This window comes from Winogradskya humida, assembly GCF_016862215.1.
Lineage (GTDB): Bacteria > Actinomycetota > Actinomycetes > Mycobacteriales > Micromonosporaceae > Actinoplanes > Actinoplanes humidus.
Map to the genome: position 1 here is coordinate 45735 of NZ_BOMN01000010.1, position 22071 is coordinate 67805.

Annotated in this window: 24 protein-coding genes; 16 read left to right on the forward strand and 8 right to left on the reverse strand. The window is 69.7% G+C overall.

Features of this window, described 5'->3' with window-relative positions; translation table 11 throughout:
* Positions 1-6: 6 nt before the first annotated feature.
* Complete coding sequence (locus Ahu01nite_RS02760) at positions 7-813, forward strand: alpha/beta fold hydrolase (RefSeq protein ID WP_203834752.1); 807 nt, start codon at positions 7-9, stop codon at positions 811-813.
* On the opposite strand, the gene Ahu01nite_RS02765 is transcribed toward Ahu01nite_RS02760, so the two are convergent.
* Entirely contained in the window at positions 802-1413 is a 612-nt protein-coding gene (locus Ahu01nite_RS02765; protein ID WP_203834753.1) for a DUF1345 domain-containing protein, read from the reverse strand. The genes Ahu01nite_RS02760 and Ahu01nite_RS02765 overlap by 12 nt on opposite strands.
* 18 nt (positions 1414-1431) lie before the next feature.
* Positions 1432-2352, reverse strand: a complete 921-nt coding sequence (locus tag Ahu01nite_RS02770; RefSeq protein ID WP_203834754.1) for an NADP-dependent oxidoreductase — start codon at positions 2350-2352, stop codon at positions 1432-1434.
* 50 nt (positions 2353-2402) lie between these two features.
* On the opposite strand from Ahu01nite_RS02770, the gene Ahu01nite_RS02775 reads away from it, so the two are divergent.
* Both Ahu01nite_RS02775 and Ahu01nite_RS02780 read left to right on the forward strand, forming a co-directional pair.
* Positions 2403-2828 (forward strand): MarR family winged helix-turn-helix transcriptional regulator, encoded by a 426-nt coding sequence (locus Ahu01nite_RS02775; protein WP_203834755.1) that lies wholly within the window; start codon positions 2403-2405, stop codon positions 2826-2828.
* A gap of 40 nt (positions 2829-2868) precedes the next feature.
* A complete protein-coding gene (locus Ahu01nite_RS02780; RefSeq protein ID WP_203834756.1) occupies positions 2869-4062 on the forward strand; it encodes an MFS transporter in 1194 nt (397 codons plus the stop codon).
* Here the strand turns inward: Ahu01nite_RS02780 and Ahu01nite_RS02785 are convergent.
* Together Ahu01nite_RS02785 and Ahu01nite_RS02790 are read right to left on the reverse strand one after the other, a co-directional pair.
* Positions 4059-4262, reverse strand: coding sequence for a hypothetical protein (locus tag Ahu01nite_RS02785; protein WP_203834757.1), 204 nt, complete (start codon positions 4260-4262; stop codon positions 4059-4061). The two genes, Ahu01nite_RS02780 and Ahu01nite_RS02785, sit on opposite strands and share 4 nt — an antisense overlap.
* An 86-nt stretch (positions 4263-4348) precedes the next feature.
* Positions 4349-4933, reverse strand: a complete 585-nt coding sequence (locus Ahu01nite_RS02790; protein ID WP_239158603.1) for a hypothetical protein — start codon at positions 4931-4933, stop codon at positions 4349-4351.
* 330 nt (positions 4934-5263) lie between these two features.
* Here Ahu01nite_RS02790 and Ahu01nite_RS02795 point away from each other — a divergent pair, with 330 nt between their 5' ends.
* The 5 genes from Ahu01nite_RS02795 to Ahu01nite_RS02815 are packed head-to-tail and all read left to right on the forward strand — an operon-like array spanning position 5264 to position 9973.
* Entirely contained in the window at positions 5264-5974 is a 711-nt protein-coding gene (locus Ahu01nite_RS02795; RefSeq protein WP_203834758.1) for a monooxygenase, read from the forward strand.
* Positions 5971-6552 carry a GNAT family N-acetyltransferase gene (locus Ahu01nite_RS02800; RefSeq protein WP_203834759.1) on the forward strand — a complete coding sequence of 194 codons (582 nt, stop codon included), beginning with the start codon at positions 5971-5973 and terminating at the stop codon, positions 6550-6552. Before Ahu01nite_RS02795 ends, Ahu01nite_RS02800 begins: the two co-directional genes overlap by 4 nt.
* The gene (locus Ahu01nite_RS02805) at positions 6539-7402 is read left to right on the forward strand and encodes a carotenoid biosynthesis protein (protein ID WP_203834760.1); all 864 of its coding nucleotides are present in this window, start codon (positions 6539-6541) and stop codon (positions 7400-7402) included. The genes Ahu01nite_RS02800 and Ahu01nite_RS02805 overlap by 14 nt, the downstream gene beginning before the upstream one ends.
* The gene (locus Ahu01nite_RS02810) at positions 7399-8493 is read left to right on the forward strand and encodes a glycosyltransferase family 2 protein (protein WP_203834761.1); all 1095 of its coding nucleotides are present in this window, start codon (positions 7399-7401) and stop codon (positions 8491-8493) included. The genes Ahu01nite_RS02805 and Ahu01nite_RS02810 overlap by 4 nt, the downstream gene beginning before the upstream one ends.
* A 37-nt stretch (positions 8494-8530) precedes the next feature.
* Positions 8531-9973 carry a phytoene desaturase family protein gene (locus Ahu01nite_RS02815; RefSeq protein WP_203834762.1) on the forward strand — a complete coding sequence of 481 codons (1443 nt, stop codon included), beginning with the start codon at positions 8531-8533 and terminating at the stop codon, positions 9971-9973.
* A 63-nt stretch (positions 9974-10036) separates the two neighbouring features.
* Here Ahu01nite_RS02815 and Ahu01nite_RS02820 read toward each other — a convergent pair whose 3' ends face one another.
* Positions 10037-11032, reverse strand: coding sequence for a GlxA family transcriptional regulator (locus Ahu01nite_RS02820; RefSeq protein ID WP_203834763.1), 996 nt, complete (start codon positions 11030-11032; stop codon positions 10037-10039).
* A 70-nt stretch (positions 11033-11102) separates the two neighbouring features.
* On the opposite strand from Ahu01nite_RS02820, the gene Ahu01nite_RS02825 reads away from it, so the two are divergent.
* Complete coding sequence (locus tag Ahu01nite_RS02825; protein WP_203834764.1) at positions 11103-11789, forward strand: DJ-1/PfpI family protein; 687 nt, start codon at positions 11103-11105, stop codon at positions 11787-11789.
* A gap of 114 nt (positions 11790-11903) precedes the next feature.
* Positions 11904-13028: an erythromycin esterase family protein gene (locus tag Ahu01nite_RS02830; RefSeq protein WP_203834765.1), complete on the forward strand. Its 1125-nt coding sequence runs from the start codon at positions 11904-11906 to the stop codon at positions 13026-13028.
* Here the strand turns inward: Ahu01nite_RS02830 and Ahu01nite_RS02835 are convergent.
* Positions 13002-13925 (reverse strand): LysR family transcriptional regulator, encoded by a 924-nt coding sequence (locus Ahu01nite_RS02835; RefSeq protein WP_203834766.1) that lies wholly within the window; start codon positions 13923-13925, stop codon positions 13002-13004. The genes Ahu01nite_RS02830 and Ahu01nite_RS02835 overlap by 27 nt on opposite strands.
* 161 nt (positions 13926-14086) lie before the next feature.
* Between Ahu01nite_RS02835 and Ahu01nite_RS02840 the strand changes: the two genes are divergently transcribed.
* From Ahu01nite_RS02840 to Ahu01nite_RS02855, 4 genes are all read left to right on the forward strand, one after another.
* Positions 14087-14749: a succinate dehydrogenase cytochrome b subunit gene (locus Ahu01nite_RS02840; RefSeq protein ID WP_275411697.1), complete on the forward strand. Its 663-nt coding sequence runs from the start codon at positions 14087-14089 to the stop codon at positions 14747-14749.
* Position 14750: 1 nt separating this feature from the next.
* Positions 14751-16688 (forward strand): fumarate reductase/succinate dehydrogenase flavoprotein subunit, encoded by a 1938-nt coding sequence (locus tag Ahu01nite_RS02845; RefSeq protein WP_203834767.1) that lies wholly within the window; start codon positions 14751-14753, stop codon positions 16686-16688.
* The gene (locus tag Ahu01nite_RS02850; RefSeq protein ID WP_203834768.1) at positions 16688-17431 is read left to right on the forward strand and encodes a succinate dehydrogenase/fumarate reductase iron-sulfur subunit; all 744 of its coding nucleotides are present in this window, start codon (positions 16688-16690) and stop codon (positions 17429-17431) included. Before Ahu01nite_RS02845 ends, Ahu01nite_RS02850 begins: the two co-directional genes overlap by 1 nt.
* Positions 17432-17674: 243 nt before the next feature.
* A complete protein-coding gene (locus Ahu01nite_RS02855; protein ID WP_203834769.1) occupies positions 17675-18568 on the forward strand; it encodes an alpha/beta fold hydrolase in 894 nt (297 codons plus the stop codon).
* Here Ahu01nite_RS02855 and Ahu01nite_RS02860 read toward each other — a convergent pair.
* Complete coding sequence (locus Ahu01nite_RS02860; RefSeq protein WP_203834770.1) at positions 18546-19436, reverse strand: LysR family transcriptional regulator; 891 nt, start codon at positions 19434-19436, stop codon at positions 18546-18548. The two genes, Ahu01nite_RS02855 and Ahu01nite_RS02860, sit on opposite strands and share 23 nt — an antisense overlap.
* A gap of 79 nt (positions 19437-19515) precedes the next feature.
* Here Ahu01nite_RS02860 and Ahu01nite_RS02865 point away from each other — a divergent pair, with 79 nt between their 5' ends.
* Positions 19516-20760, forward strand: coding sequence for an MFS transporter (locus Ahu01nite_RS02865; protein WP_203834771.1), 1245 nt, complete (start codon positions 19516-19518; stop codon positions 20758-20760).
* A complete protein-coding gene (locus tag Ahu01nite_RS02870) occupies positions 20750-21337 on the forward strand; it encodes a nucleoside/nucleotide kinase family protein (RefSeq protein WP_203834772.1) in 588 nt (195 codons plus the stop codon). Before Ahu01nite_RS02865 ends, Ahu01nite_RS02870 begins: the two co-directional genes overlap by 11 nt.
* Here Ahu01nite_RS02870 and Ahu01nite_RS02875 read toward each other — a convergent pair.
* A complete protein-coding gene (locus tag Ahu01nite_RS02875) occupies positions 21280-22029 on the reverse strand; it encodes a class I SAM-dependent methyltransferase (protein WP_203834773.1) in 750 nt (249 codons plus the stop codon). The two genes, Ahu01nite_RS02870 and Ahu01nite_RS02875, sit on opposite strands and share 58 nt — an antisense overlap.
* Positions 22030-22071 lie beyond the last annotated feature (42 nt).

The window sequence follows — 22071 nt, forward strand, 5'->3', positions numbered from 1 at the left end:
GTTTTCATGGACGTATCAGTGCTGGGCAATGGACCTGCCGTTCTACTGCCGGTCAGCATCGCGACGATGGAGGGGAAAGCCGCCGACGACCTGCGGGCCTGGGGCGCTGACCCGAACCTCGGGCACAACCTCGCCACCGGGCTGGTCGACGCCGGCTTTCAGGTGATCGCCGCCGATTACGAGGGACATCTCAGGGACGAGCCCCAGCCGCGTACGCTCGACGCCGCTCAGGTGGCCGCCGATCTGCTCGCGATCGCCGACGTGGCCGGGGTGGAACGGTTCGCGTACTACGGGTATTCGTGGCTCGGGCTGGCCGGCTTGCAGCTCGCGTTGCGCACCGATCGGCTGACCGCGCTGGCCATGGGTGGATTTCCGCCGCTCGGTGGCCCCTATGCGGCGATGCTCGACGTCACGCGCACTGCCTATCAAATGTCCCTCGAGGAAAAGCAGTCGCCGGCGCAGGCAGCCGAGCCGGGTGACTGGGATTCCGCGGATTTCACGCTGACGCCGGATCAGACCCAGCAGTACGTCACGCTCTACGAGTCGTTGCAGGGCTTCGACGAGCGGGCCGCGCTCGACAAGGTCGACATCCCGCGGCTGGTGCTGATCGGGGAGAACGACACGATTCAGTACGGCGAGAAGTGGGACAACGCGCGGGTGTCGATGGCCGACGCCATTCACGAGTTCGGTGCGGAACTGACAGAGCGGGCTTGGGGCGTACACATCATCCCTGAGGCCGACCACATGGGAGCGATGCAGGCGGCGGCCGTTCTGCCGATCCTGGTCCCGTTCCTGGAAAAGCTACGACCCTAGGCTCGCGAGCAGGTTGATCGCCACGGCGAGGATGCCGGTGCCGAACGCGTAGGAGAGCAGCGCGTGGGCGAGCACGAGCCGGCGGATCTCGGTGGAGGTGGAGTTCGTGTCGGAGATCGCGTAGGACATGCCCACGGTGAAGGCCAGATAGGCGAAATCGCTGTAGGACGGCGGCGCGTCCTGGTTGAAATCGATGCCGCCGTCGGTCTCGAAGTAGTAGGACCGCGCGTACTTGAACGCGAAGACGGTGTTGACCAGCGCCCAGGAGAGCACGACCGCGACTACGCTGAGAATCACCATGGCGTTGTTGTCGTTCGCGTTCACGATGGCGCTGATCACCACCGCGAGACCACCGACCGCCGCGGCCAGGATGGCGGAATCCGTGCCACGCGACCCGGTCTCCCGCTCGGCGAGGGCCTTGGTGCCGGCGGCGTCCTGCGGCCAGCTGACCACCCACACCCAGGCGAGCACGGTGGCGGCGCCGACGATCAGGCCGGCCAGCGGCGCCGGACCCGGCGCGCCCAGCAGCGCGGTCAGCACCCCGGCGACGACCCCGGCCAGCAGGGAGATCAGGGCTTTGCCGGCCGACAGGATTCTCATGCCGCCGTTTATACCCCGTTACGGGATCAGCACGATCTTGCCGCGGGTGTGGCGTTTCTCCAGCTCGGTGAAGGCGTCGGCGACCCTGTCGAGCGGATAGGTCGCGGCGACGAGCAATTCGAGGCTGCCATCCGCGACCAGCCCGGCCATCTCCGTGAGGACTTCCTGGGTGGAGGCGAGCATGCTGCCCTCGGCCTTGACGCCGAGCTCCTGCGCGAGGGCGAACGCGATGATCGTCTCGATCCGGTCGCGGGGAATGCCGAGGTCGACGGCGAGGCGTACGTATTGCGGGCCGAACAGGTCGATGAACGCGTCGATCTTCCTGTCCGCGAGCTGCTCCGCAAGGTCGTCGCCGTAGTGCATCGGGGTGACGCCGCGCTCCCGAAGCCACTCGTCGTTGGCAGCCGACGCGATGCCGATGACCTCGACGCCGCGTCGCCGGAGCAGCTGCACGACCAGGGTGCCGACCCCGCCGGCGGCCGCGGAGACTGCGACGGTCTCGCCGGGTTGCGGATCAACTGCCCGCACCGCGGCGTACGCGGTAGCCGCCACGACGTAGAGCCCGCCGGCCTGTTCCCAGCTCAGCTCCCCGGGCTTGATGATCAGCTGACTCACCGGGACGGCGACATGGGTCGCCTGGCTGGACCGCTGCCACGAATACCCGAGCACCTCGTCGCCCTCGCGGAACTCGGTGACCCCCTCACCGAGCGCAACAACGACACCCGCGAGGTCGCTGCCCTGCCCGGACGGGAACGTAGCCGGGTAGCGGTCGCGCATCGCGCCGCTGCGGATGCCGATCTCGCCGGGATTGATGCCCGCGGCGCGGACCTCGACAACGACCTCCCCTTCCGCGGGGACGGGCGTCGGGATGGTCTCGACGTGCAGGACCTCGGGGCCGCCGTAGCGATCGAAGCGGACGGCGCGTGACTGGTTGTTCATGGCTTAGATGTTAAGCGCTAATAACCTAAGCGGCAAGGTACTCTTCGAACGTGGAGCTCCGAGCCTTGTTCGACGACCTGATCCGCTTCGAGACGATCCTCTGGAACACGCTCGACGCCCGCCTGCGCGCCGAGTGCGACACGACCCTGGGCAGCCTGAACATCCTGATGGTGATCGACACCACCCCGGACTGCCGGGTCCAGGAGGTGGCCGGCGCGCTCGCCATCACGGTCGGCGGCGCGAGCCAGTCAGTCGACCGCCTGGAGCGCGCGGGCCTCTGCATCCGCACGCCACACCCGCGCAACCGCCGCTCGTCGATCCTGAGACTGACCGTCGCCGGCGACAAGGTCCTGGCCCGAGCCGGCGCGGTCTTCGACCGTCATCTCGCCACACTGCTCGGCGACCCGCTGTCCGCGGCGCAGCGTGACCAGCTCGGAGCCACCCTCAAGACCCTCCGGGCGTCCATATCAGACTGAGCCCCTTCTCTCCGGAACGTACAAACTGTACATTCTTGGGATGAGGTCATCACCGTACGGTCCGGTGCTGCGCGACCCCCGCATGCGACGCCTCCTCCCCGGCTTCGCGGCGTCCTCCCTCGGCGACGGCATGAGCGCCGTCGCCGTGAGCTGGCTCGCGATCGAGATCGCCCCACCCGACCGGCACGGCATGTGGGTGGCCCTCGCCGTCGCGGCGTACACGCTGCCCGGCGCACTCGGCACGTTCCTGCTGGCATCGGTGTTGCGCGGTCGCAGCGGCGCCCAGCTGGTGACCTGGGACTCGACCCTGCGGGCCGTCGCGCTGGGCGCGATCGCGATCGTCGCGCTGTCCGGGGCACTGAGCATCGGGGTGTACGTCGCCCTGCTGGCCGTGTCGTCGCTGCTGCACTCCTGGGGCTCGGCGGGCACGTACACGCTGATGGCGGAACTACTGCCGGAACGCGACCACGTGCCGGCGAACGCCCTGCTGACAACGCTGAGCCAGGGCGGGGTGCTGATCGGGCCGCTGCTCGCTGCCGCCGTCATCGCGGGGACCGGGGCGTCGACGGTCATCGCCCTCGACGCGGTGAGCTTTGCGGTGCTTGCTCTGTTCTGCGGCTTTGGCATGCCGTGGGCGGCGCGGGCGGATCTCCGGGCTTCCGGCTCGGGATTCCGGGTGATGCTCGCGGACCGGAAGCTGGTCGCCCTGCTCGCGCTGACGTTCTGTTTTTTCGCTCTGTACGGGCCGGTCGAGGTCGGACTACCGGTCTACGTCTCCGATTATCTGCACGCACCGGCGTCGCATCTCGCGTGGTATTTCACGGCATTCGGCGGGGGTGCGGTGATCGGTGGCCTGATCGCGGGATATTTGCGCGCGTGGCCGTTGTGGCCCACCGCTTCGGGGATTGTGATCGGGGTGGGGGCGGCATTTCTGCCCTTGGGACTGGGGGCGCCGGTCGCGGTTTCCGTTGCGGGCCTGGCGGTCGCGGGCATCGTTTACGCGCCTTATGGATCTATCACCATCGTGCTTTTTCAGCGGTCGGCTGATCGGGCCCAGGTTCTGGCAGCCCGCCGGACCGTGATGATTCTCGCGGGACCGGTCGGGGTGGGCACGGGCGGCCTGCTGGTCACGGGCCTCGGCCCCCGCCCCGCGATGCTGGTCACCGCGGTCGGCACGATGACCCTCGGCATCCTGGCCGCTGCCGCCACCGCGGTGACGTTCCGGCAACGCTAGACGGACTTGAGGTTGAGCACGGGAACCGTTTCGAGCACGTAGTCCTCGGTGAGGACCGGCTGGATGTCAACGGCATTGTCGGCGCCGACATAGCGCACGATGGAGACGGTATCGCGCAGCCATTTCTCTGATACCCCGACCTGTGCCGCCAACGCCTGGAGCAACCGCTCCACGACCCCGCTCATGTCCTCAGCCGCCACGGCGTGAGCATACGAGCGACCAACCCGCGGGAGGTGGGGCCGCCGGCCGGCCCCGGGAGTGCGGGGCCGGCCGGCGTGGGCGGGGGCTAGAGGCCCAGGGCGGCGAGGATGGCGTTGAGCAGGAGGGCGAGCTGGCTCAGCGGGAGGTTGAGGCCGCCGTCCAGGAGGCCGACCACGGCGCAGAGCAGGTTGCCGAGGAGGTTGCCGGCGCCCGGGATGGCGGTGATGTCGAGGACGACGGTGTTGAGGTGGACGGCGAGGCCGAGGAGGTTGAGGTTCAGCGGGCCGAGGACCAGGTGCAGGACCGGGCAGACGAGGGCTGCCGCGGCGGCGGACTGGCCCGCGGGGAGCTGGACGGGGATGGTGACGGTGGTGGCTGCCGTGCCCAGGGCCTCGCCAGTTGCGGTGGTGAGGACGCTGTTCAGGGTGCCGATGGCGACCAGTTTGCCGTTCTGGACGGCGAAGCGGGCCGGGGCGAAGGTGCCGGTGACCGTGCCGCCGTCGGCGGTGGTGCCGGTGACGGTCGAGGTCAGGGTGCCGGCGGCGGCCCGGGCGGGTGCCGCGGGTGCGGCAGGCTTGGGAGCGGCTGCGGCGGGAGTGCCGGCAACGGCGACCGTGGTCAGGGCGAGGGTGCCGGCGAGGACGAGTTTGGTGATCATTCCGGTACGCATGCAAAGTCCTTTCATCGACGTATTTCGTCACCGACGTCGATGCCCGCGACCCGAGCCCGGAAACGGCGAAAGGTGCGAGACGGATTCAAATGGCGTGATGTGGACTTTGCACATCCGAAATGGCACAAGGGTGTGCGGTATCGCGCGTCGACCACCGCACCATTCATGGCTAACCGTCATCACCGCGGGCCAAATACCCTGCCCGGCTGCCGACCGCGACAGAGTGCGCCGATAAAGTGGCGCTGTCAAGATAGAGGAACGTGAATGTGTTTCAGTCCGGGGAAATTCCGTCGCGGGGGCCGGCGACGCCGCACCGGGTAGCGTGCAGGGATGAGTTCTGTTCCGCCGCTGGTCACCCTGCACGTGTGGCGGGTGCCCCGACGGGCCGTGGGGCAGGCATTCCTGCGGATGGCGATCGACCCGCAGCGGCTGCGGAGGCTCCCCGGCGTGAGCTTCGCCAAGCTGCTCGGCACGGGGACGGGCACCGGGTTCGGGCCCGGTGACGCCGATCTGACCCGGTTCGCCGCGATTGTCGCGTGGGAGACGGACAGCGGCGATCAGGAGCTCGGCGCCGCGGGGGCGGCGTGGGACAGGGTGGCTGCCGGGCGGGCCCGGGTGACGCTGACCCCGATCATGAGCCGGGGGAAGTGGTCACGGCGGTTGCCTTTCGGCGACGGCGCTCACCGCCCGGGGCGTACTGACGGCATGGTCCTGGCTCTGACCCGGGCCCGGTTGCGACCCTCGAAGGCCCTCACTTTCTGGCGGGCTGTGCCACCGGTTGCCCGGGAGTTGGCGGCGGCGCCCGGGTTGCTGGGCCGGTTCGGCATCGGGGAGGCGCCCGTGGGCTGGCAAGGGACCGTGAGTGTGTGGCGCAGCGCGGCGGACCTGACCGCGTTCGCGTACCGTCAGCCGGAGCATCGCGCTGTGATCGCGCGGACACCGGTCGCCCGGTGGTACGCGGAGGACCTCTTCGCGCGGTTCGCGGTGCGGGACATCAGCGGCGACAAAGCCGTGCTGGGCTGGCGGGAAGGAGAGCAATGAGGCTCGTCCCCTGGCAGCCGGACGACATGCTCCGGCGGCTGGACGACGTGGTGAGCGTGTACGGCGAGGCGATGGGGTACCGCGCCGAGCTGCTGCAGACCCGTCGCGGATACATCGGTGCCCACGTCCGCCGGGCCGGTTTCCGGGCCGTCGCGACGCTGACCACCGAGGGGCAGCTGGCCGGCTTCGGCTACGGCTACGCCTCCGGGGCCGGGCAGTGGTGGCACGACCAGGTGCGTTCGGCGCTGCCCGACACCGACCGGCAACGCTGGCTGGGTGACTGTTTCGAGGTCGTCGAGCTGCACGTACGCCCCACCGCGCAGGGCCACGGCATCGGCGCCCGCCAGTTGCGCGCGCTGCTGTCGATGGCCGACGGCGCCACCGTGCTCCTGTCGACACCCGAGGCCGACGAGCAGAAGTCCCGGGCCTGGCGGCTCTACCGGCGCTTCGGTTTCGAGGACGTCCTGCGCAACTTCTACTTCCCCGGCGACGAGCGCGCCTTCGCGATCCTCGGGCGCGACCTGCCGCTGACCGAGCGCGCCCGGGCCGAGGGCGCGCCGGGCATTGTCGGTATCTAGAACGCTCAGGGACTGGGGCCTGCTCGGCGCGCTGGTCCTGCTGCAGATCTGCTACCCGCTGACCAGTGGCGATGTGCGCGCCGGCTGCACGGTGGCGACCGTTGTGCTGGGCTATGTGCTTTCGGTCGCGCATGCGTTCACCACCCGGGGTGTACGCGCTGCAGGTGCGCTGATCGCGACAGCCACACTCGGCGGCTTCGCGGTCGAGGCGATCGGCGTCGCGACGGGGTTCCCGTTCGGCACGTACGACTACTCGGGCCAGCTCGGTCCCAAACTTCTCGGCGTACCCCTCATCATCCCGCTGGCCTGGACCTGGATGGCCTGGCCGGCCTGGCTCGCGGCCCTGCGCCTGGCCCGCGGCACCCCGGCCCGGATCGTCCTCGCGGCGCTGGGGCTCGCCGCCTGGGATCTGTTCCTGGACCCGCAGATGGTCGCCGAGGGCTACTGGACGTGGCACTCCCCGACCCCCGCGCTGCCGGGCGTGCCGGGGATCCCGATCGGGAACTACGCGGGCTGGCTCGGCTTCGCGCTGCTGCTGATGACGGCGTTGCGGTTCGCCGTGGGAACTTTTGTGCCCGCCGACGGGCGGGACGCTCCGATGCTCGCGCTGTGGTTCTGGACGTACGCTTCGTCGGTGCTCGCCCACGCGGTCTTCCTCGGGCTGCCCTGGTCCGCACTCTGGGGCGGCGTGCTCATGGGCGCCATCGTTCTGCCGCTCGCTGTCCGGTCTGCTCAAGCAGCTTTCCCGACGTGGCTGCCGCGTTCCACGACCCCGCGGCCCGTGTCTTCGACAGACCGGCCCGACTCCGCGACGGACCAGCCTGATTCTCCCCCCAGGCGGCGTCGATGAGGTGGCTCGCGCTGCTGCCCTGGGTCGCGCTGACGGGGCACACGCTTGTCAACGCGCTGTTGCTGCGACGGCCGGTTCGGGGCGCGGCGGTCACGGAGCGCGTTGCCGTGCTGCTGCCGCTGCGTGATGAGGCTGACCGGGTGGCGCCCTGCCTGCAGGCGTTGCTGGATCAGCGGGGTGTCCCCTCGCTGTCGATTTTTGTTCTCGACGACGGGTCGGCGGACGGAACCGCTCAGGTGGTGCGTTCGCTGGCGGGCGACAAAGTGACACTGCTGAGCGGGACCGAGCTGCCGGACGGGTGGCTGGGTAAGCCGAACGCCTGCGCGCAACTGGCCGCCGCGGCATCGGACGCCGATGTGCTCGTGTTCGTCGACGCGGACGTCGTGCTCGCGCCCGACGCGGTGGCCGGCGGCGTCGCGTTGCTGAGGTCCGCGCAGGTCACGCTGCTGTCGCCGTACCCGGGGATCGTCGGGGCCGGGCGGCTCGTGCAGCCGTTGCTGCAATGGTCGTGGCTCACGTTCCTGCCCGTGCGGATCATGGAACGGTCGCCGAGGCCCTCGCTTGCGGCGGCCGGCGGGCAATGGCTGGTCGTCGATCGCGCCGGATACGAGCGGGCCGGTGGACACGAGGCTGTCCGCGACGACGTGCTCGAGGACATCGGGCTTGCGCGAATGGTCAAACGTGCCGGCGGCCGGATCGCACTCGCGGACGGTTCGCGGCTCGCCGAATGTCATATGTACTCCTCGTGGCGGGAGTTGGCCGACGGCTACAGCAAGTCACTGTGGGCGTCGTTCGGCTCGCCGATCGGTGCGGGTGTCGTCGTGGCCCTGTTGCTTGCTCTGTACGCGTTCCCGGCAGTCGCCGTCGTTCCACTGCTGGCAGCCGGGTGGGGCGGGGTTGCTTTGTGGGCGCTCACGGCGTACCTGACAGGTGTGCTGGGAAGGGTGATCGCCGCCGCCGCGACAGGCGGGCGGACCTGGCCCGATCCGCTGGCGCAGCCGATTTCGATCGTGCTTTTCGCCTGGCTGGTGGTGCGTTCGTTCGCGCGCCGCCGCGCCGGGCTCCTGACCTGGCGAGGGCGAGCGGTATGAAACGCAATCCGTGGCGCGATCTGGTGGGGCGGGCGGTATGAGAGTCGTGGTCATCGGGGCCGGGGTCGGTGGGCTGGCGGCGGCGGTGCGGCTGGCGGCGGCCGGGCACAGGGTCGACGTGTACGAACAGGCCGCGACGATCGGTGGGAAGCTCGGGCGTTACGAGCGTGACGGTTTCCGCTTCGACACCGGGCCGAGCCTGCTCACGCTGCCGCAGGTCTTCGCCGACCTGGGCCTGACACTGGAGCTGGAGCCGCTCGATCCGGTGGTCCGGCACGTGTTCCCGGACGGTTCGGTGCTCGACTCGTCGTCGGACCCCGCCGTCTTCGCGGAACGGATCGCGGACGCGTTCGGCGCAGCAGCTGCCCGCGACTGGGCACGCTTCTGGGAACGCGCCGAACGCATCTGGGCAGCGTCCTGGCGCTCGGTCCTGCAACGCGAGGTCTCCCCCGCTTCGCTCGCCCGGCTGTCGTGGCGCGTCGGCGACCTGCTCGCTATCGCACCCGGACGTTCGTTGCGCGCACTCGGCCGTCGCTATCTGCGCGACTGGCGGCTGCGCATGCTGCTCGACCGGTACGCGACCTACACGGGCGCCGATCCCCGCCGTGCTCCGGCCGCGCTGGCCGCCGTCCCCTATGCGGAGCTCGCTTTCGGTGGCTGGTACCTGCCCGGCGGCCTGGGCGTACTGGCGACAGCGCTGCAAGAACGATGCGCGCAGCTGAGCATTGATGTCCACTTGTCATCCCCGGTCCGCACGGTGACGACAACGGCGGGCCGCGCAACCGGTGTGACACTGGCGTCAGGCGCGCACATCGCCGCCGACGCCGTGGTGTCCGATGTGGATGCGGCCGTGCTGTACCGGGACCTGCTGCCCACCCCCCGACGCCTGGCGGGGCTCGCCGACCGCAGCCTCGCAGGTTTTGTCATGCTCCTCGGCGTCGACGGCCACACCCCCCAGCTCGCCCATCACACGGTCTTCTTCCCCCGCAACTACAACGCCGAGTTCAACGCCGTCTTCGGCGACCCCGCCCACGGCCGCCGCGCCCGCCCCGCCTCCCAGCCGACCATCTTCATCACCCGGGCCCCGGACCCCGCGGTCCATCCCGAGGGTGCGGAAGCCTGGTTCGTGCTGGTCAACGCGGCCCGGCACGGCACGGCTGCAGGCGCGGTCGACTGGCTGCGGCCCGGGCTCGCCCCGGCCTACGCCGATCATCTGCTGGAAGTCCTGGCCAGCCGCGGTCTCGACGTCCGCGACCGGGTGCGTTTCCTCGAAACCCGAACCCCGGCCGACCTGGCTGCGGCCACTGCAGCCCCGGGCGGCACCATTTACGGTACGGCCGGAGGTCTCCTCCGCCCCTCCAACCGAGGCCCGGTCGACGGCCTGTACCTCGTCGGCGGCTCAGCCCACCCCGGCGGCGGCCTCCCCATGGTCACCCTCTCCGCGAAAATCGTCGCCGACGCCATCGGTCCCGCCCGGTAGAACGGGCTCGAGACGGTGCGCCGACCGGGAGTGCCGATCGCGGCGGCCCCGTCTGTTCGCCCTTCATTGTCCGGGCGTGAAAATGCGGGCCGGGGTACGGGACGAAAAGGTGCGGCGGTAGCCGGTCGGGGTGGTTCCTGTCGCGAGCCGGAAGTGGTGGCGGAAGTTTGCCGGGGTGCCCAGGCCGCAGGCCTGGCCTATGTGGTCGATGCTGGCGTCGGTCGTCTCGAGCAGTTCGCGGGCGCGGCTGATCCGGGCGGCGGTGAGCCATTTGATCGGGCTGACCCCGAGTTGCGCGGTGAACGTCCGGGCGAACGTGCGCTCGGAGACCGCGGCGTGCGCGGCCAGGTCGGCGACGGTCAATGGGCTGTCGAGGCGGGGCAGGGCCCACTCCAGGGTCGCGCTCAGCTCGGTGCGGTTCGGTGGCGCGGGCGGGTGGGTCACATACTGTGCCTGGCCGCCCTCTCGGTGTGGCGCGGCCACGATTCCGCGGGCGATCGACGTAGCCGTGGCCGCGCCGCAGTCTCGGCGTAGCAGGTGCAGGCAGAGGTCGATGCCGCTGGCCACCCCGGCCGAGGTGATCAGGGAGCCGGTGTCGACGTACAGCGCGGCGGGGTCCACCTCGATGCGCGGATACCGGCGGGCCAGCTCGTCGGTGAGCAGCCAGTGGGTGGTCGCGCGCTTGCCGTCGAGCAGGCCGGTGGAGGCCAGGGCGAACGCGCCCGTGCAGATGGTGGCGATCCGCGCGCCCCGGGAGTGCGCCTCACGGAGCGCGTCCCGCACGTCCGGGGTGGCATCCGGTGGGGTCTCCCGCTCCGAGCCCCCGTAGGCCGGCACGATCACCGTGTCCGCCGTGACCACCTCGTTGAGGCCGTAGGGCGCGGTGAGCGACCAGCCGTAGAGGGTCTCGACCGGCCCGGCGGACTGCCCGCACAGGATGACGTCGTAGCGGCGGTCGTGGAGGCCGAAGGTCTGGAACGGCATGCCGACCTCCATCGGCTGCACACCGTCGAGGGCGAGCACCGCGACGCGATGGCGCCGCCGAGACGAACCGGTCATGGCGGAATCTTATCGATCAGGGGCATTCCTGCTACTCGTCGCGGCGTGGTGGACCGCGAAGGATGAGGGCATGACAGACAAACAGCCCTACCGCATCACCGTGCTCCTTTTCGACGGCGTCGAGGAACTGGACTTCACCGGCCCGTGGGAGACGCTCCGGATCTGGCAGACGGTGGCGACCCGTCCGGTGAGCGTGCGTACGGCCAGCCTCGACGGCGCGCCCGTACGCTGCGCGCTGGGGTTGACGGTCACCCCGGACGGCGGGATCGACGACGAGCCCCGGCCCGATCTCATCGTGCACCCCGGCGGCGCGGGCATCGACACGCTCTACGCCGACCAGCCTCATCTGGCCCGGATGCGGGCCCTCGCCGAGCACGGCACGGTCATGACCTCGGTCTGCAACGGCGCGATGGTCTACGCCGCGGCCGGGCTGCTCGACGGCCGGGCTGCCACCTCCCACTGGCTCGTCCTGGACGAGCTGACCGGGCAGCACCCGGAGGTCGAGGTCGTCCGCGACCGGCGCTGGGTGGACGCCGGCCCGGTGGTGACCAGCGCGGGCATCACCGCCGGCATCGACATGGCACTGCACCTGATCGACCGGCTGGAGAACACCGACACGGCCCGGGCGGTGGCCGGCATCCTCGAGCACCCGTGGGACCCACGGGTGGACCTCGTCGCGGCGACCAGCCCGGAGAACCGTCAGCACACGCTCACCACCATCGTCCCGCTGATGCAGGCGGCCCGCAGGACCGATTGATCGTGCGACCGCCGCGGCCGACCTGTCCGGCTCCCCTGCCGGTGGGGCCCGGTGCTGACAGCCGGTCTTGGTTCGTGACGCCTTCGAGCGGGGTGCGCGGTCTAAAGTGCTCGGATGCTCAAGGATTTCCGTACGTTTGTGGCTGCAACTGCAGTGCCACTCGACCGGGTGCACGGCGGGCTGTTCGAGGATTCGCGCATCGTGGCGGTCGGGGAGAGCTCGCATTGGGTCGGGGAGTATTACGCGGTTCGGCAGCTGCTGACGAGGCTGCTTGTTGAGCAGTGCGGGTTCGAGGTCGTGGCGATGGAGTCCGGGTTCAGTGAGGGCCTCGCTGTTGACGAGTGGGTGCGCGGCGGGGGCGGCGAGCTGGACGAGCTGGTTGAGCGGGGCTTCACGTATCGGATGGGGTTGCTGCCCGAGATGCGCACGCAGCTCGAGTGGATGCGCGCGGCGAACAATCTGCGGTTCCTGGGACTGGACGTTTGTGGTTCGGCTACCTCGAACCTGCCCGCGCTCGAACATGTCCGGGCGCAATTGGAGGACGCCGAACTGCCCGTCATGGACGAACTGATCGGGCTGACGCGACGGTATGCGAGCGAGCACGGGCTGCTCGCGTACACGGCGTACGGAAAAATGGAACAGCGGGAGCGCGACCGGGCGACGGCCCTGCTCACCGATCTGCTGACCCGGCTGGAGATCCGGCGCGCGGATGCGACGACCCGGCACGAGCTGCGGCTTGCGGTTCTGCTCGATCAGCTGTTGCGGGGCAATCATGCGGCGCGCGATCTGGGCATGGCCGAGACGGCGTTGACACAAACGGACGGGAAGACGGTCATCGGAGCGGCGAACAGTCACCTTCAGCGGGTGCCCATGCCGCTGCCCGGACTGAGCGTTCCGACACTGGGTCACCATCTGCGGGATGAGCGTTTTCTGTCCATCGCCGTGACCGCGCTCAAAGGATGGACACCGACGCGGCGCCGGGATCCGGATGCGCCCGGCGGGGTCGCGGTCGTGAACGTCGAGCTGCCCGAGCCGAGGGAGGACAGCGTCGAGGCCGCGTTCGCCGGCGGAGACGTGGCGCAGTTCGTGGACCTCAGGCCCGCGCGGGGAAAGATGAGCGGCCCGGCGTGCGTACGCGTCATGGACAGCTTTCAAGACGTTGACGTGCTCACCGCGTACGACATGATCGTTTGTGTGCCCGAATTATCCCCCTCAGAGCGGGTGGACGCCGACCGGTAGTTCACCCGTGGCGATGTGCTCGAGGATGGTGGTCCGCAGGGCCGAGGCAGCGTGCGGCAGGATCGCGCGGCGGCGGTGGGCGAGGGCGACCGTTCTGCGCATTCCTGGCGAGGCGAGGGGGGTGGCGCGCAGAAGCGGACGGTTGACCAGCACCATGCTCGGCACGAGCGCGACGCCCAGGCCGGCCTCGACGAAGGCCAGCACCGCGTCCATCTCGCCGCCCTCGACGGCGAACCGCGGGGTGAAGCCGGCCCGGCGGCAGGCTTCGAGCGTGACGTCGCGCAGGTCATAACCGGGGCGGAACATCACCAGTGGCGTTTCGCGCAGTTCGTTGAGTTCGACCTGAGCGTTTGTGGTCGGTGGGGGGCCGGCGGCGACAGAAGCGACCACCAGGCTTTCGCGCAGGACCGGCGCCGCGTGCAGCGACGGGTCGACGCCCTGCTCGGGGTGGACGATCAGGGCGAGGTCGAGGTCGCGGGCGAGCAGGTGGGCGATCATGTCCTGGGAGCTGCCCTCGTTGACGAGGAGTTCGACGTCGGGGTGTTCGGCGCGGAAGCGGCGCAGGACGGGTGGGACCAGCGAGGAGCAGAGGCTCGGGGTGGCTCCGACTCGCACGCGGCCGCGGCGGAGGCCGATGATCTCCTTAACCGCGTCCTGGGCGGCGTCGGCATCGGCGATCATCCTGCGGGCGTGCGGCAGGAGCGTTTCGCCCGCGGCCGTCAAAGCCACCGCATTCCGGACCCGTTCGAAGAGCGGCGCGCCGAGCGTACTTTCCAGGCTGTGAATTTGCTTACTCAGCGTGGGCTGCGAGACGCCCAGAATGTCAGCCGCTTGGGTGAAATGCCGGGTTTCTTCTACCGCCAAGAAGTACCGAAGCTGCTGAAGCTGCATCACCATAGCCTACGTCTATGATTACCTACCCGATCATGCATTAGACGAATCGCCCCAGCGTTTCTACCGTCCAAGGTGTGGCGGTAGATACCAGTACAACCCCGAAGGCGAAAGCCGGACCGGCGACAACGGTGCCGAAGGTCCAGGGCAAGCGGCGACCCCGTGGGGTGCGGTCCTCGATCGCATTGAAGATCCTCATGGCGGTCACCGGCCTGCTGCTGGTCGGATTCCTGTACGTGCACATGATCGGCAACCTGAAGATCTTCTTCGGCGCCGAGACGTTCGATCACTACGCGCACTGGCTGCGCACGATCGGCACCCCGCTCCTGCCCCAGGACTGGTACCTGTGGATCCAGCGGGCGGTGCTGACCTTCGCCGTGATCGGGCACATCACCGCGGCCGTCATCCTGGCCCGCCGTGCCAGCAAGGCCCGGCCCGTGAAGTACTCGCACCGGCCGAAGGTGCAGGGCAGCTATGCGGCGCGCACGATGCGCTGGGGCGGCGTGATCGTCCTGCTCTTCATCATCTACCACATCCTCGACCTCACGACCGGCACGCTGAACCCCAACGGCAAGCCCGGCGAGGTGTACGCGAACGTGGCCGCCGACTTCGCGCCGAGCCGCTGGTACGTGACGCTCTTCTACACGCTCTCCATCGTGGCCGTGGGCTTCCACCTGCGGCACGGGCTGTGGAGCGCCGCCCGCACCCTGGGCCAGCAGCGCCCGCACGGCGAGAAGATCGCCCGGGCCGTGGCGCTGGTGCTCTCCGTCGTCCTGGTCGTCGGCTACCTGTCGGTGCCGTTCGCCGTGCTCATCGGATTGGTGGACTGACATGACCCTCTGGAACGAAGGCGACGCGATCGCCGACGAGGCCGCGCCGGACGGGCCCATCGAGACCCGCTGGGAGCGCCGCAAGTTCTCGGCCAAGCTGGTCAACCCGGCCAACCGACGCAAGATCAGCGTCATCGTGATCGGCACCGGCCTGGCCGGCGGGTCGGCGGCGGCGACCCTCGCCGAGGCCGGTTACAAGGTCCGCTCGTACTGCTACCAGGACAGCCCGCGCCGCGCGCACTCGATCGCCGCGCAGGGTGGCATCAACGCCGCGAAGAACTACCGCAACGACGGCGACTCCACCTACCGGCTGTTCTACGACACGGTCAAGGGCGGCGACTTCCGCGCCCGCGAGTCGAACGTCTACCGCCTGGCCGAGGTCAGCGCGAACATCATCGACCAGTGCGTCGCGCAGGGCGTCCCGTTCGCCCGCGAGTACGGCGGCCTGCTCGACAACCGCTCGTTCGGCGGCACGCAGGTGTCGCGCACGTTCTACGCCCGCGGGCAGACGGGTCAGCAGCTGCTGCTCGGCGCGTACCAGGCGATGGAACGCCAGATCGGGCTCGGCAACATCGAGATGTTCACCCGCCACGAGATGCTCGAGCTGGTCATCGTGGACGGCAAGGCGCGGGGCGTCGTCGTACGCGACCTGGTCACCGGCGAGATCTCCACCGACCTGGCCGACGCCGTCGTGCTCGCCTCGGGTGGCTACGGCAACGTGTTCTTCCTGTCCACCAACGCCAAGGGCTGCAACGTCACGGCGAGCTGGCGGGCGCACCGCAAGGGCGCGTTGTTCGCGAACCCCTGCTACACGCAGATCCACCCGACGTGCATCCCCGAGTCCGGTTCGCACCAGAGCAAGCTCACGCTGATGAGCGAGTCGCTGCGTAACGACGGGCGGGTCTGGGTTCCTAAGGTCGGCAATGACAAACGCACTCCGGGCGACATCCCCGAGGACGAGCGCGACTACTACCTCGAGCGGATCTACCCGTCGTTCGGCAACCTGGTCCCGCGGGACATCGCGTCGCGCGCGGCGAAGAACGTCTGCGACGAGGGTCGCGGTGTCGGGCCCGGTGGGCTCGGCGTCTACCTCGACTTCGCCGACGCGATCGAGCGGCTCGGCCAGCCCGCCGTCGAGGCCAAGTACGGCAACCTCTTCGAGATGTACCAGCGGATCACCGGCGATGACCCGTACGAGACCCCGATGCGCATCTATCCCGCCGTGCACTACACGATGGGCGGCCTCTGGGTCGACTACGACCTGCAGTCGACGATCCCCGGCCTGTTCGTCGTCGGTGAGGCCAACTTCTCCGACCACGGCGCGAACCGGCTCGGTGCCTCGGCGCTGATGCAGGGGCTGGCGGACGGCTACTTCGTGCTGCCGTACACGCTCGCCAACTATCTCGCGTCCAGCTCTCACGACACGATCCCGGCGGACCACGAGCAGGTCGTCGCGGCCCGCCGCCAGGTCGAGGAGCGGCTCGAGAAGCTGCTCAGCATCAACGGCGACCGTACCGTCGACTCGTTCCACCGCGAACTAGGCCACATCATGTGGGAGTACTGCGGCATGGAGCGTACGGAGGAGGGCCTGACCAAGGCCATCGAGCTCATCCGCGGCCTGCGCGAGGAGTTCTGGACCCGGGTGAAGGTCCCGGGCACCGGCGAGCAGCTCAACCAGAACCTGGAGAAGGCCGGCCGCGTCGCCGACTTCTTCGAGCTGGGCGAGCTCATGTGCATCGACGCGCTGCACCGCGGCGAGTCGGCGGGCGGCCATTTCCGGGCCGAGAGCCAGACCCCCGACGGCGAGGCGCTGCGCCACGACGACGAGTTCAGCTACGTGGGCGCGTGGGAATTCACCGGCACCGGCCAGGCGCCGACGCTGCACAAGGAGCAGCTCGAATTCGAATACGTCCACCCGAGCACGCGGAGCTACAAGTAATGGACATCCAGGTACGCGTGTGGCGCCAGGCCGGCCCTTCCGACAAGGGCAAGATGGTGACCTATGACGTGAAGGACATCTCGCCCGACGCCAGTTTCCTCGAGATGCTGGACGTCCTCAACGAGAACCTGATCCTCAGCGGCGACGAACCGGTCGCGTTCGACCACGACTGCCGCGAAGGCATCTGCGGCGCCTGCGGCATGATGATCAACGGCGTGGCCCACGGCCCGGAAAAGGCCACCACCACCTGCCAGCTCCACATGCGCCACTTCAACGACGGCGACACGATCGATGTCGAGCCGTGGCGCGCGGCTCCGTTCCCGGTGATCAAGGACCTCGTGGTCAACCGCGGTGCCTTCGACCGCATCATCCAGGCCGGCGGCTACATCACGGCCCCGACGGGTACGGCCCCCGAGGCGCACTCCACCCCGGTCCCCAAGCCCGACGCGGACCTCGCCTTCGAAGCGGCCACCTGCATCGGCTGCGGCGCCTGCGTCGCGGCCTGCCCCAACGGCTCCTCGATGCTGTTCACCGCGGCGAAGGTCGCCCACCTCGGCCTCATGCCGCAGGGCCAGCCCGAGCGCGCGACCCGCGTCATCGACATGCTGGAGGCCCAGGACGACGCCGGCTTCGGCGGCTGCACCAACATGGGCGAGTGCACCACGGTCTGCCCCAAGGGCATCCCTCTCACCCTGATCGGCCGCCTCAACGCCGACTACCGCAAGAGCGTCCGCGGCAACTGATCGTTTCTCCAGCAAGCGGCGGCCCAGACCTTTCCGGGCCGCCGCTTCCTGCTTTGCCGGTACGCCCCGGCGACGAGGGTGACGGCAACGCCGCGAACCTTGGTGGGGATAACCCCCCGGACGATCTTGGTGCTGGCCGGGGGCGGAAGTCTGGGGTCAGCAGGGTCGATCGGGCGGGTGCGGAGATCGAGACTGGTGGTTGTTCGGCACCGCTCGGGTGCCGCGTTCCCCCAAGGAAATGCCATGACCGTGAAACGCCGCTGGGCTCCCCTGACTCTTGCGTTGCCGGCGGTCCTCGCCTGCGGCCTGGCCGCATGCAGCGAGACCCCGGAGGCTGCTCTCCCCGCGCCTGCCGCTTCGAGCGTGCCCGTTACGTCCAGTGCGCCGGGGGATCCGACGGTGCGCATGGTCAGCCGGGACGGGCGGCGGCTGGCGTTTCATGTGACGCCGGGGAAGTTGCCCGCGATCGTGCTGGATGCCGGCGGTGGCGAGGACTCCTCCTATTGGAAGGGGTTGGTGCCGCAGATCTCGCAGGCGACCGGGTCCGAGGTCATCACCTACGACCGGGCCGGGATGGGTGACAGTGACGAGGTGCCGGGGGCGTGGGATCCGGTTCGGGCGGCCGGTGATCTCAAGGCGGGGCTGACCCAGCTCGGGGTGACGGATGACGTTGTTCTGGTGTCGCATTCGCAGGCCGGGGAGGTGGCGACGTATTTCGTGCGGGAGAACCCGGGGTGGGTGGACGGGGCGGTGCTCGTGGATGCGAACCTGCCGCCGTTCTTCACCGATGCGGAGGTCGACCGGATCGTGGCGGTCAACGGGCCGCAGATCGAGGCGTTGAAGCAGCAGCCGTCGACCAGGGAGAACAGGCAGCTGATCGCTACGGCGGAGAACTTCGGGCCGGTGCACAAGGCGTACCACAAGATGTCGTGGCCTGCGGATGTGCCGAAGACCGTCATCGTGTCGGAGAAGACGCCTTTTGACGGGTCTCCGGAGGATGCGCAGCGGTGGCGTGCTGCGGCCGCGACGTTTGCTGAGCCCGGCAAAGCGGTCACCGCTGAGAGGAGTTCGCATGACGTGCCGCTGGACCGGCCGGAGCTGGTGCTCGACGAGATCAAGCAGATGGCCGCCCGCTGAGGGCCAGCGCGGTGAGGCGGGAGGCCGCCGCGCTGAGCAGCCGGTCGCGGGATGTGCCGACGCTGACGCGCATGCTCAGGTCGACGTCCTGGAGGGTGATCCAATGCAGCCGCTCATCGGCCTCGGCGAGGTATTGCGGCAGGAAGCCCACGCCGAGGCCGTTCGCCACCAGCGCCGCGAAATCGTTGGTGTCAGAGGTTTCCAGCTGGACATCGCGGTGCAGGCCCCGGCGGCGGAACTCGATGTCGAGCAGGGTGCGGCTCGCGAAGCCCTCGCGGTAGTCGACAAACCGCAGGGGCGCCGTGTCGGCGAGCAGGATGCGGCGGCGGCCCGCCAGCGGGTGGCCCACCGGCACGGCGAGGCCGAGCGGCGAGCTGGCGAGCTCGTCGATCTGCAGGCCCGGGTAGTCGTCGGGGGTGGCCGAGAGGAATGCCAGGTCGATGTCGCCGCGGCGGAGTTGCTCGGCCAGGCCCGCCGTGCCGGTCGCGGCGGGTGCGAGGTGCATCGTGACGTCGGGGTGGTCGTGGCTGAACCGGCCGAGCAGTTCGGGGATGTCGAAGAGCGTGACGTTGGTCATGTAGCCGATGCGGATGGCGCCGGAGAGGCCACCACTGACCGCCTCGACGGCGTCGCGGGCGGCCCGGAAGGCGTCGAGGATCAGGGTGGCGTGCGGCAGGAGGGCCTGGCCGGCCGCGGTCGGGACGACGCGGCGGGTGGTGCGGTCGAAAAGGCGCTCACCCAGGTCGGATTCGAGGGCGGCGACGGTGGCGGAGACCGCGGACTGCACGAGGTGCAGGTGTGCGGCGGCACGGGTGAAGCTGCCCTCGCGGGCCACCGTGGCGAAGACCTCCAGTTGCCTGTTATCCATATATTAATCTCCTCCCGCGATCAATCGCATCATAGATCAGCGTTGGACTCGATGGATCAAGGCTCGCAGACTGGAGCACATGACAACGCTGCAAGCCGCACCCCGCCCGGCCGTCGAGACGAAAGGCGGGATCGGTCACGGCACCGGGTTCTGGATCGCCGCGGCCGCGTTCCTGGTGGTCATGGCGTACAGCACGGTGCCGACCCCGCTGTGGTCGCTCTACCAGCGACGGGACGGTTTCTCGACGTTCGCTGTCACGGTCGCCTTCGCCGCGTACGCCGTGGGCGTCGTGATCAGCCTCTTCCTCGCCGGTCACCTGGGCGACTCGCTGGGCCGCCGCCGGATCCTGCTGCCCGCCATCGGCCTCGAGGTCGTGTCCGCGATCCTGTTCATCGTCTGGCCGGAACTGCCCGGCCTGATCGTGGCGCGGGTGATCTCGGGGCTCGGCATCGGCATGCTCACGGCGACCGTGACGGCGCACATCCTCGACCTGCACCTCAAGTCGCGGCCCGGAGCGAGCCCCGCACGCGGCCAGATCGTGTCGGGCGCGGCAAACCTCGGCGGCTTCGGGATCGGCGCGCTCATCTCCGGGGTGCTCGCGCGGTGGGTGAGCGGGCCGCTCGTCACGCCGTACGAAGTCTTCCTCGTGCTGTTGATCCTCGCTTTCGCCGGCATCGCGCTGATCCCCGAGACCGCGACCCGCCCGCAGGTCCGCCCCGCCTACCGGCCGCAGCGCGTCAGGGTCCCGCGGGACGCCCGCGCCCGCTTCTTCCTGGCCGGCGGTACGGCGTTCGCGGCCTTCTCGGTGCTCGGCCTGTTCACCTCGCTCGCGCCGGTCTTCGTCTCCGGCCAGCTCCACATCACGTCACGTGCCACGGCCGGGTTCGTCGTCTTCCTCACGTTCGCCGCGGCCGCGTTGTCCCAGATCGCCGTGCGGTCGCTGAGCGTGCGCACCCAGGTCATCCTCGGCACGGTCCTGCTGGTCGCCGGGATCGCCACGCTGGCGACGGTCGTGGTAAGCGTCGGCAGCATCTACTTCTTCGTGCTGGGCGGCATCATCAGCGGCGCGGGTGCGGGCACGCTCTTCAAGGCGGCGCTCGCGGTGGCCGCGACGCTCGCCCCGGCGGAGAACCGCGGCGAGGTGCTCGCGGGTATCTTCCTGATCGGCTACATCGGCCTGACCGTCCCGGTGGTCGGCATCGGCGTAGCCACCCTCTCGGTCAGCCTCGCGGCCGCCCTGGTCGGCTTTGCCGTCATCATCATCGCGATCGCCCTGATCGCAGCGCTCCCGCTGATCGCCGCGCTGGGCCGAAATGCTGCCTGACCTTCTCTCCGTACGCCGTCCACAGCGCATCGCCGTGGACGGCGTCGACGGTGTGGGCAAGACGACGTACGCCACCCGGCTCGCCGCCGACCTCAACGCCGCCGGCCGCCCCGCCGTGCAGATCAGCGTCGACGGCTTCCACCACCCGAGGGCGATCAGGCACCGCCGGGGCAGGGACTCCCCGGAAGGCTTCTGGCTCGACTCGTACGACTACCCGGCGCTGATCACTAACGTCCTCGACCCCTTCGGCCCCGGCGGCGACCGGCGTTACCGGCCGGCGGTGCACGATGTGCGTACCGATCAGGTTCTGGATCTGCCCTGGCAGCAGGCCGCACCGGACACGATCCTGGTGATGGACGGCCTGTTCCTGCACCGCGACGAGCTGCGGGGCTACTGGGATTTTTCGGTCTTCCTCTCCGCGCCGTTCGAGGTGACCGTGCCGCGGATGGCGGCGCGCGACGGCTCGCACCCGGACCCGGACCATCCCTCGCAGGCCCGATATGTCGAGGGGCAGCGGCTCTACTTCGCGGCCTGCCGCCCGTGGGAGCGCGCGTCCGTGGTGGTCGACGCGACCTGAGCGACGAACACGAATTCGCGGCCGGGCCGGTCCGGGGCCTCCCGCACGTCCAGCACATCGAAACCGTCGGCCGTCAGGCTCGCCTCGATCTCGGCGCGGTCGCGGAACCGCAGGGTCGAGTCGGAGGTGAGGACGGCGCCGTCGGACGCGAAGCGGAAGGTGTAGCGGAACGACACGTACGGCGGGGTCACGTCGAGCAACTCGAAGCGGCGCTCCACGCCGTCGCGGGTCTCGGTGCGGGCGACCCACTCCTCCCAGGCGCGGCGTTCGGGGCGGCGGGTCTCGAAGACGAAGCGGCCGCCCGGACGTAGCGCGCCCCGGATACCTCGTAGGGTCGCGGCCCAGTCGGCGGCGGTCAGAAAGACCTGCGCGACGTTTCCGGTCATGATCGCCAGGTCCGCCCCGATCGCCGGCACCGACGCCGCGTCGCCGTGGATCCACGTGACCCGCTCGCCACCGGCCCTCGACCTGGCGATCTCCAGGGAAGCCGCCGCCGGGTCAATTCCCGTCACCGTACGCCCACCGCCCGCCAGCAGCACCGCCAGATTTCCCGTCCCGCACCCGACATCGAGCACGCTCTTCGCGCCGAACTCGTCGGCGATGGCGAGGTAGTGCGGCAGGTCGCCGCGCTCGCCGTCGAACGCGTCATAAACGGCGGCCAGTCGCGGCTCCACGAAAATGGGGTCAGGCACGCGGTCCGCCGGCCGCGTCCTCAGGCATGCGGGCCGCCGGCC

Excerpts from the sequence above, each read along its gene's own strand:
- Ahu01nite_RS02760 (WP_203834752.1), top strand. The coding sequence starts at position 7 with ATGGACGTATCAGTGCTGGGCAATGGACCTGCCGTTCTACTGCCGGTC.
- Ahu01nite_RS02765 (WP_203834753.1), bottom strand. The coding sequence starts at position 1,413 with ATGAGAATCCTGTCGGCCGGCAAAGCCCTGATCTCCCTGCTGGCCGGG.
- Ahu01nite_RS02770 (WP_203834754.1), bottom strand. The coding sequence starts at position 2,352 with ATGAACAACCAGTCACGCGCCGTCCGCTTCGATCGCTACGGCGGCCCC.
- Ahu01nite_RS02780 (WP_203834756.1), top strand. The coding sequence starts at position 2,869 with ATGAGGTCATCACCGTACGGTCCGGTGCTGCGCGACCCCCGCATGCGA.
- Ahu01nite_RS02790 (WP_239158603.1), bottom strand. The coding sequence starts at position 4,933 with ATGCGTACCGGAATGATCACCAAACTCGTCCTCGCCGGCACCCTCGCC.
- Ahu01nite_RS02795 (WP_203834758.1), top strand. The coding sequence starts at position 5,264 with ATGAGTTCTGTTCCGCCGCTGGTCACCCTGCACGTGTGGCGGGTGCCC.
- Ahu01nite_RS02800 (WP_203834759.1), top strand. The coding sequence starts at position 5,971 with ATGAGGCTCGTCCCCTGGCAGCCGGACGACATGCTCCGGCGGCTGGAC.
- Ahu01nite_RS02810 (WP_203834761.1), top strand. The coding sequence starts at position 7,399 with ATGAGGTGGCTCGCGCTGCTGCCCTGGGTCGCGCTGACGGGGCACACG.
- Ahu01nite_RS02815 (WP_203834762.1), top strand. The coding sequence starts at position 8,531 with ATGAGAGTCGTGGTCATCGGGGCCGGGGTCGGTGGGCTGGCGGCGGCG.
- Ahu01nite_RS02820 (WP_203834763.1), bottom strand. The coding sequence starts at position 11,032 with ATGACCGGTTCGTCTCGGCGGCGCCATCGCGTCGCGGTGCTCGCCCTC.
- Ahu01nite_RS02825 (WP_203834764.1), top strand. The coding sequence starts at position 11,103 with ATGACAGACAAACAGCCCTACCGCATCACCGTGCTCCTTTTCGACGGC.
- Ahu01nite_RS02830 (WP_203834765.1), top strand. The coding sequence starts at position 11,904 with ATGCTCAAGGATTTCCGTACGTTTGTGGCTGCAACTGCAGTGCCACTC.
- Ahu01nite_RS02835 (WP_203834766.1), bottom strand. The coding sequence starts at position 13,925 with ATGGTGATGCAGCTTCAGCAGCTTCGGTACTTCTTGGCGGTAGAAGAA.
- Ahu01nite_RS02845 (WP_203834767.1), top strand. The coding sequence starts at position 14,751 with ATGACCCTCTGGAACGAAGGCGACGCGATCGCCGACGAGGCCGCGCCG.
- Ahu01nite_RS02850 (WP_203834768.1), top strand. The coding sequence starts at position 16,688 with ATGGACATCCAGGTACGCGTGTGGCGCCAGGCCGGCCCTTCCGACAAG.
- Ahu01nite_RS02855 (WP_203834769.1), top strand. The coding sequence starts at position 17,675 with ATGACCGTGAAACGCCGCTGGGCTCCCCTGACTCTTGCGTTGCCGGCG.
- Ahu01nite_RS02860 (WP_203834770.1), bottom strand. The coding sequence starts at position 19,436 with ATGGATAACAGGCAACTGGAGGTCTTCGCCACGGTGGCCCGCGAGGGC.
- Ahu01nite_RS02865 (WP_203834771.1), top strand. The coding sequence starts at position 19,516 with ATGACAACGCTGCAAGCCGCACCCCGCCCGGCCGTCGAGACGAAAGGC.
- Ahu01nite_RS02870 (WP_203834772.1), top strand. The coding sequence starts at position 20,750 with ATGCTGCCTGACCTTCTCTCCGTACGCCGTCCACAGCGCATCGCCGTG.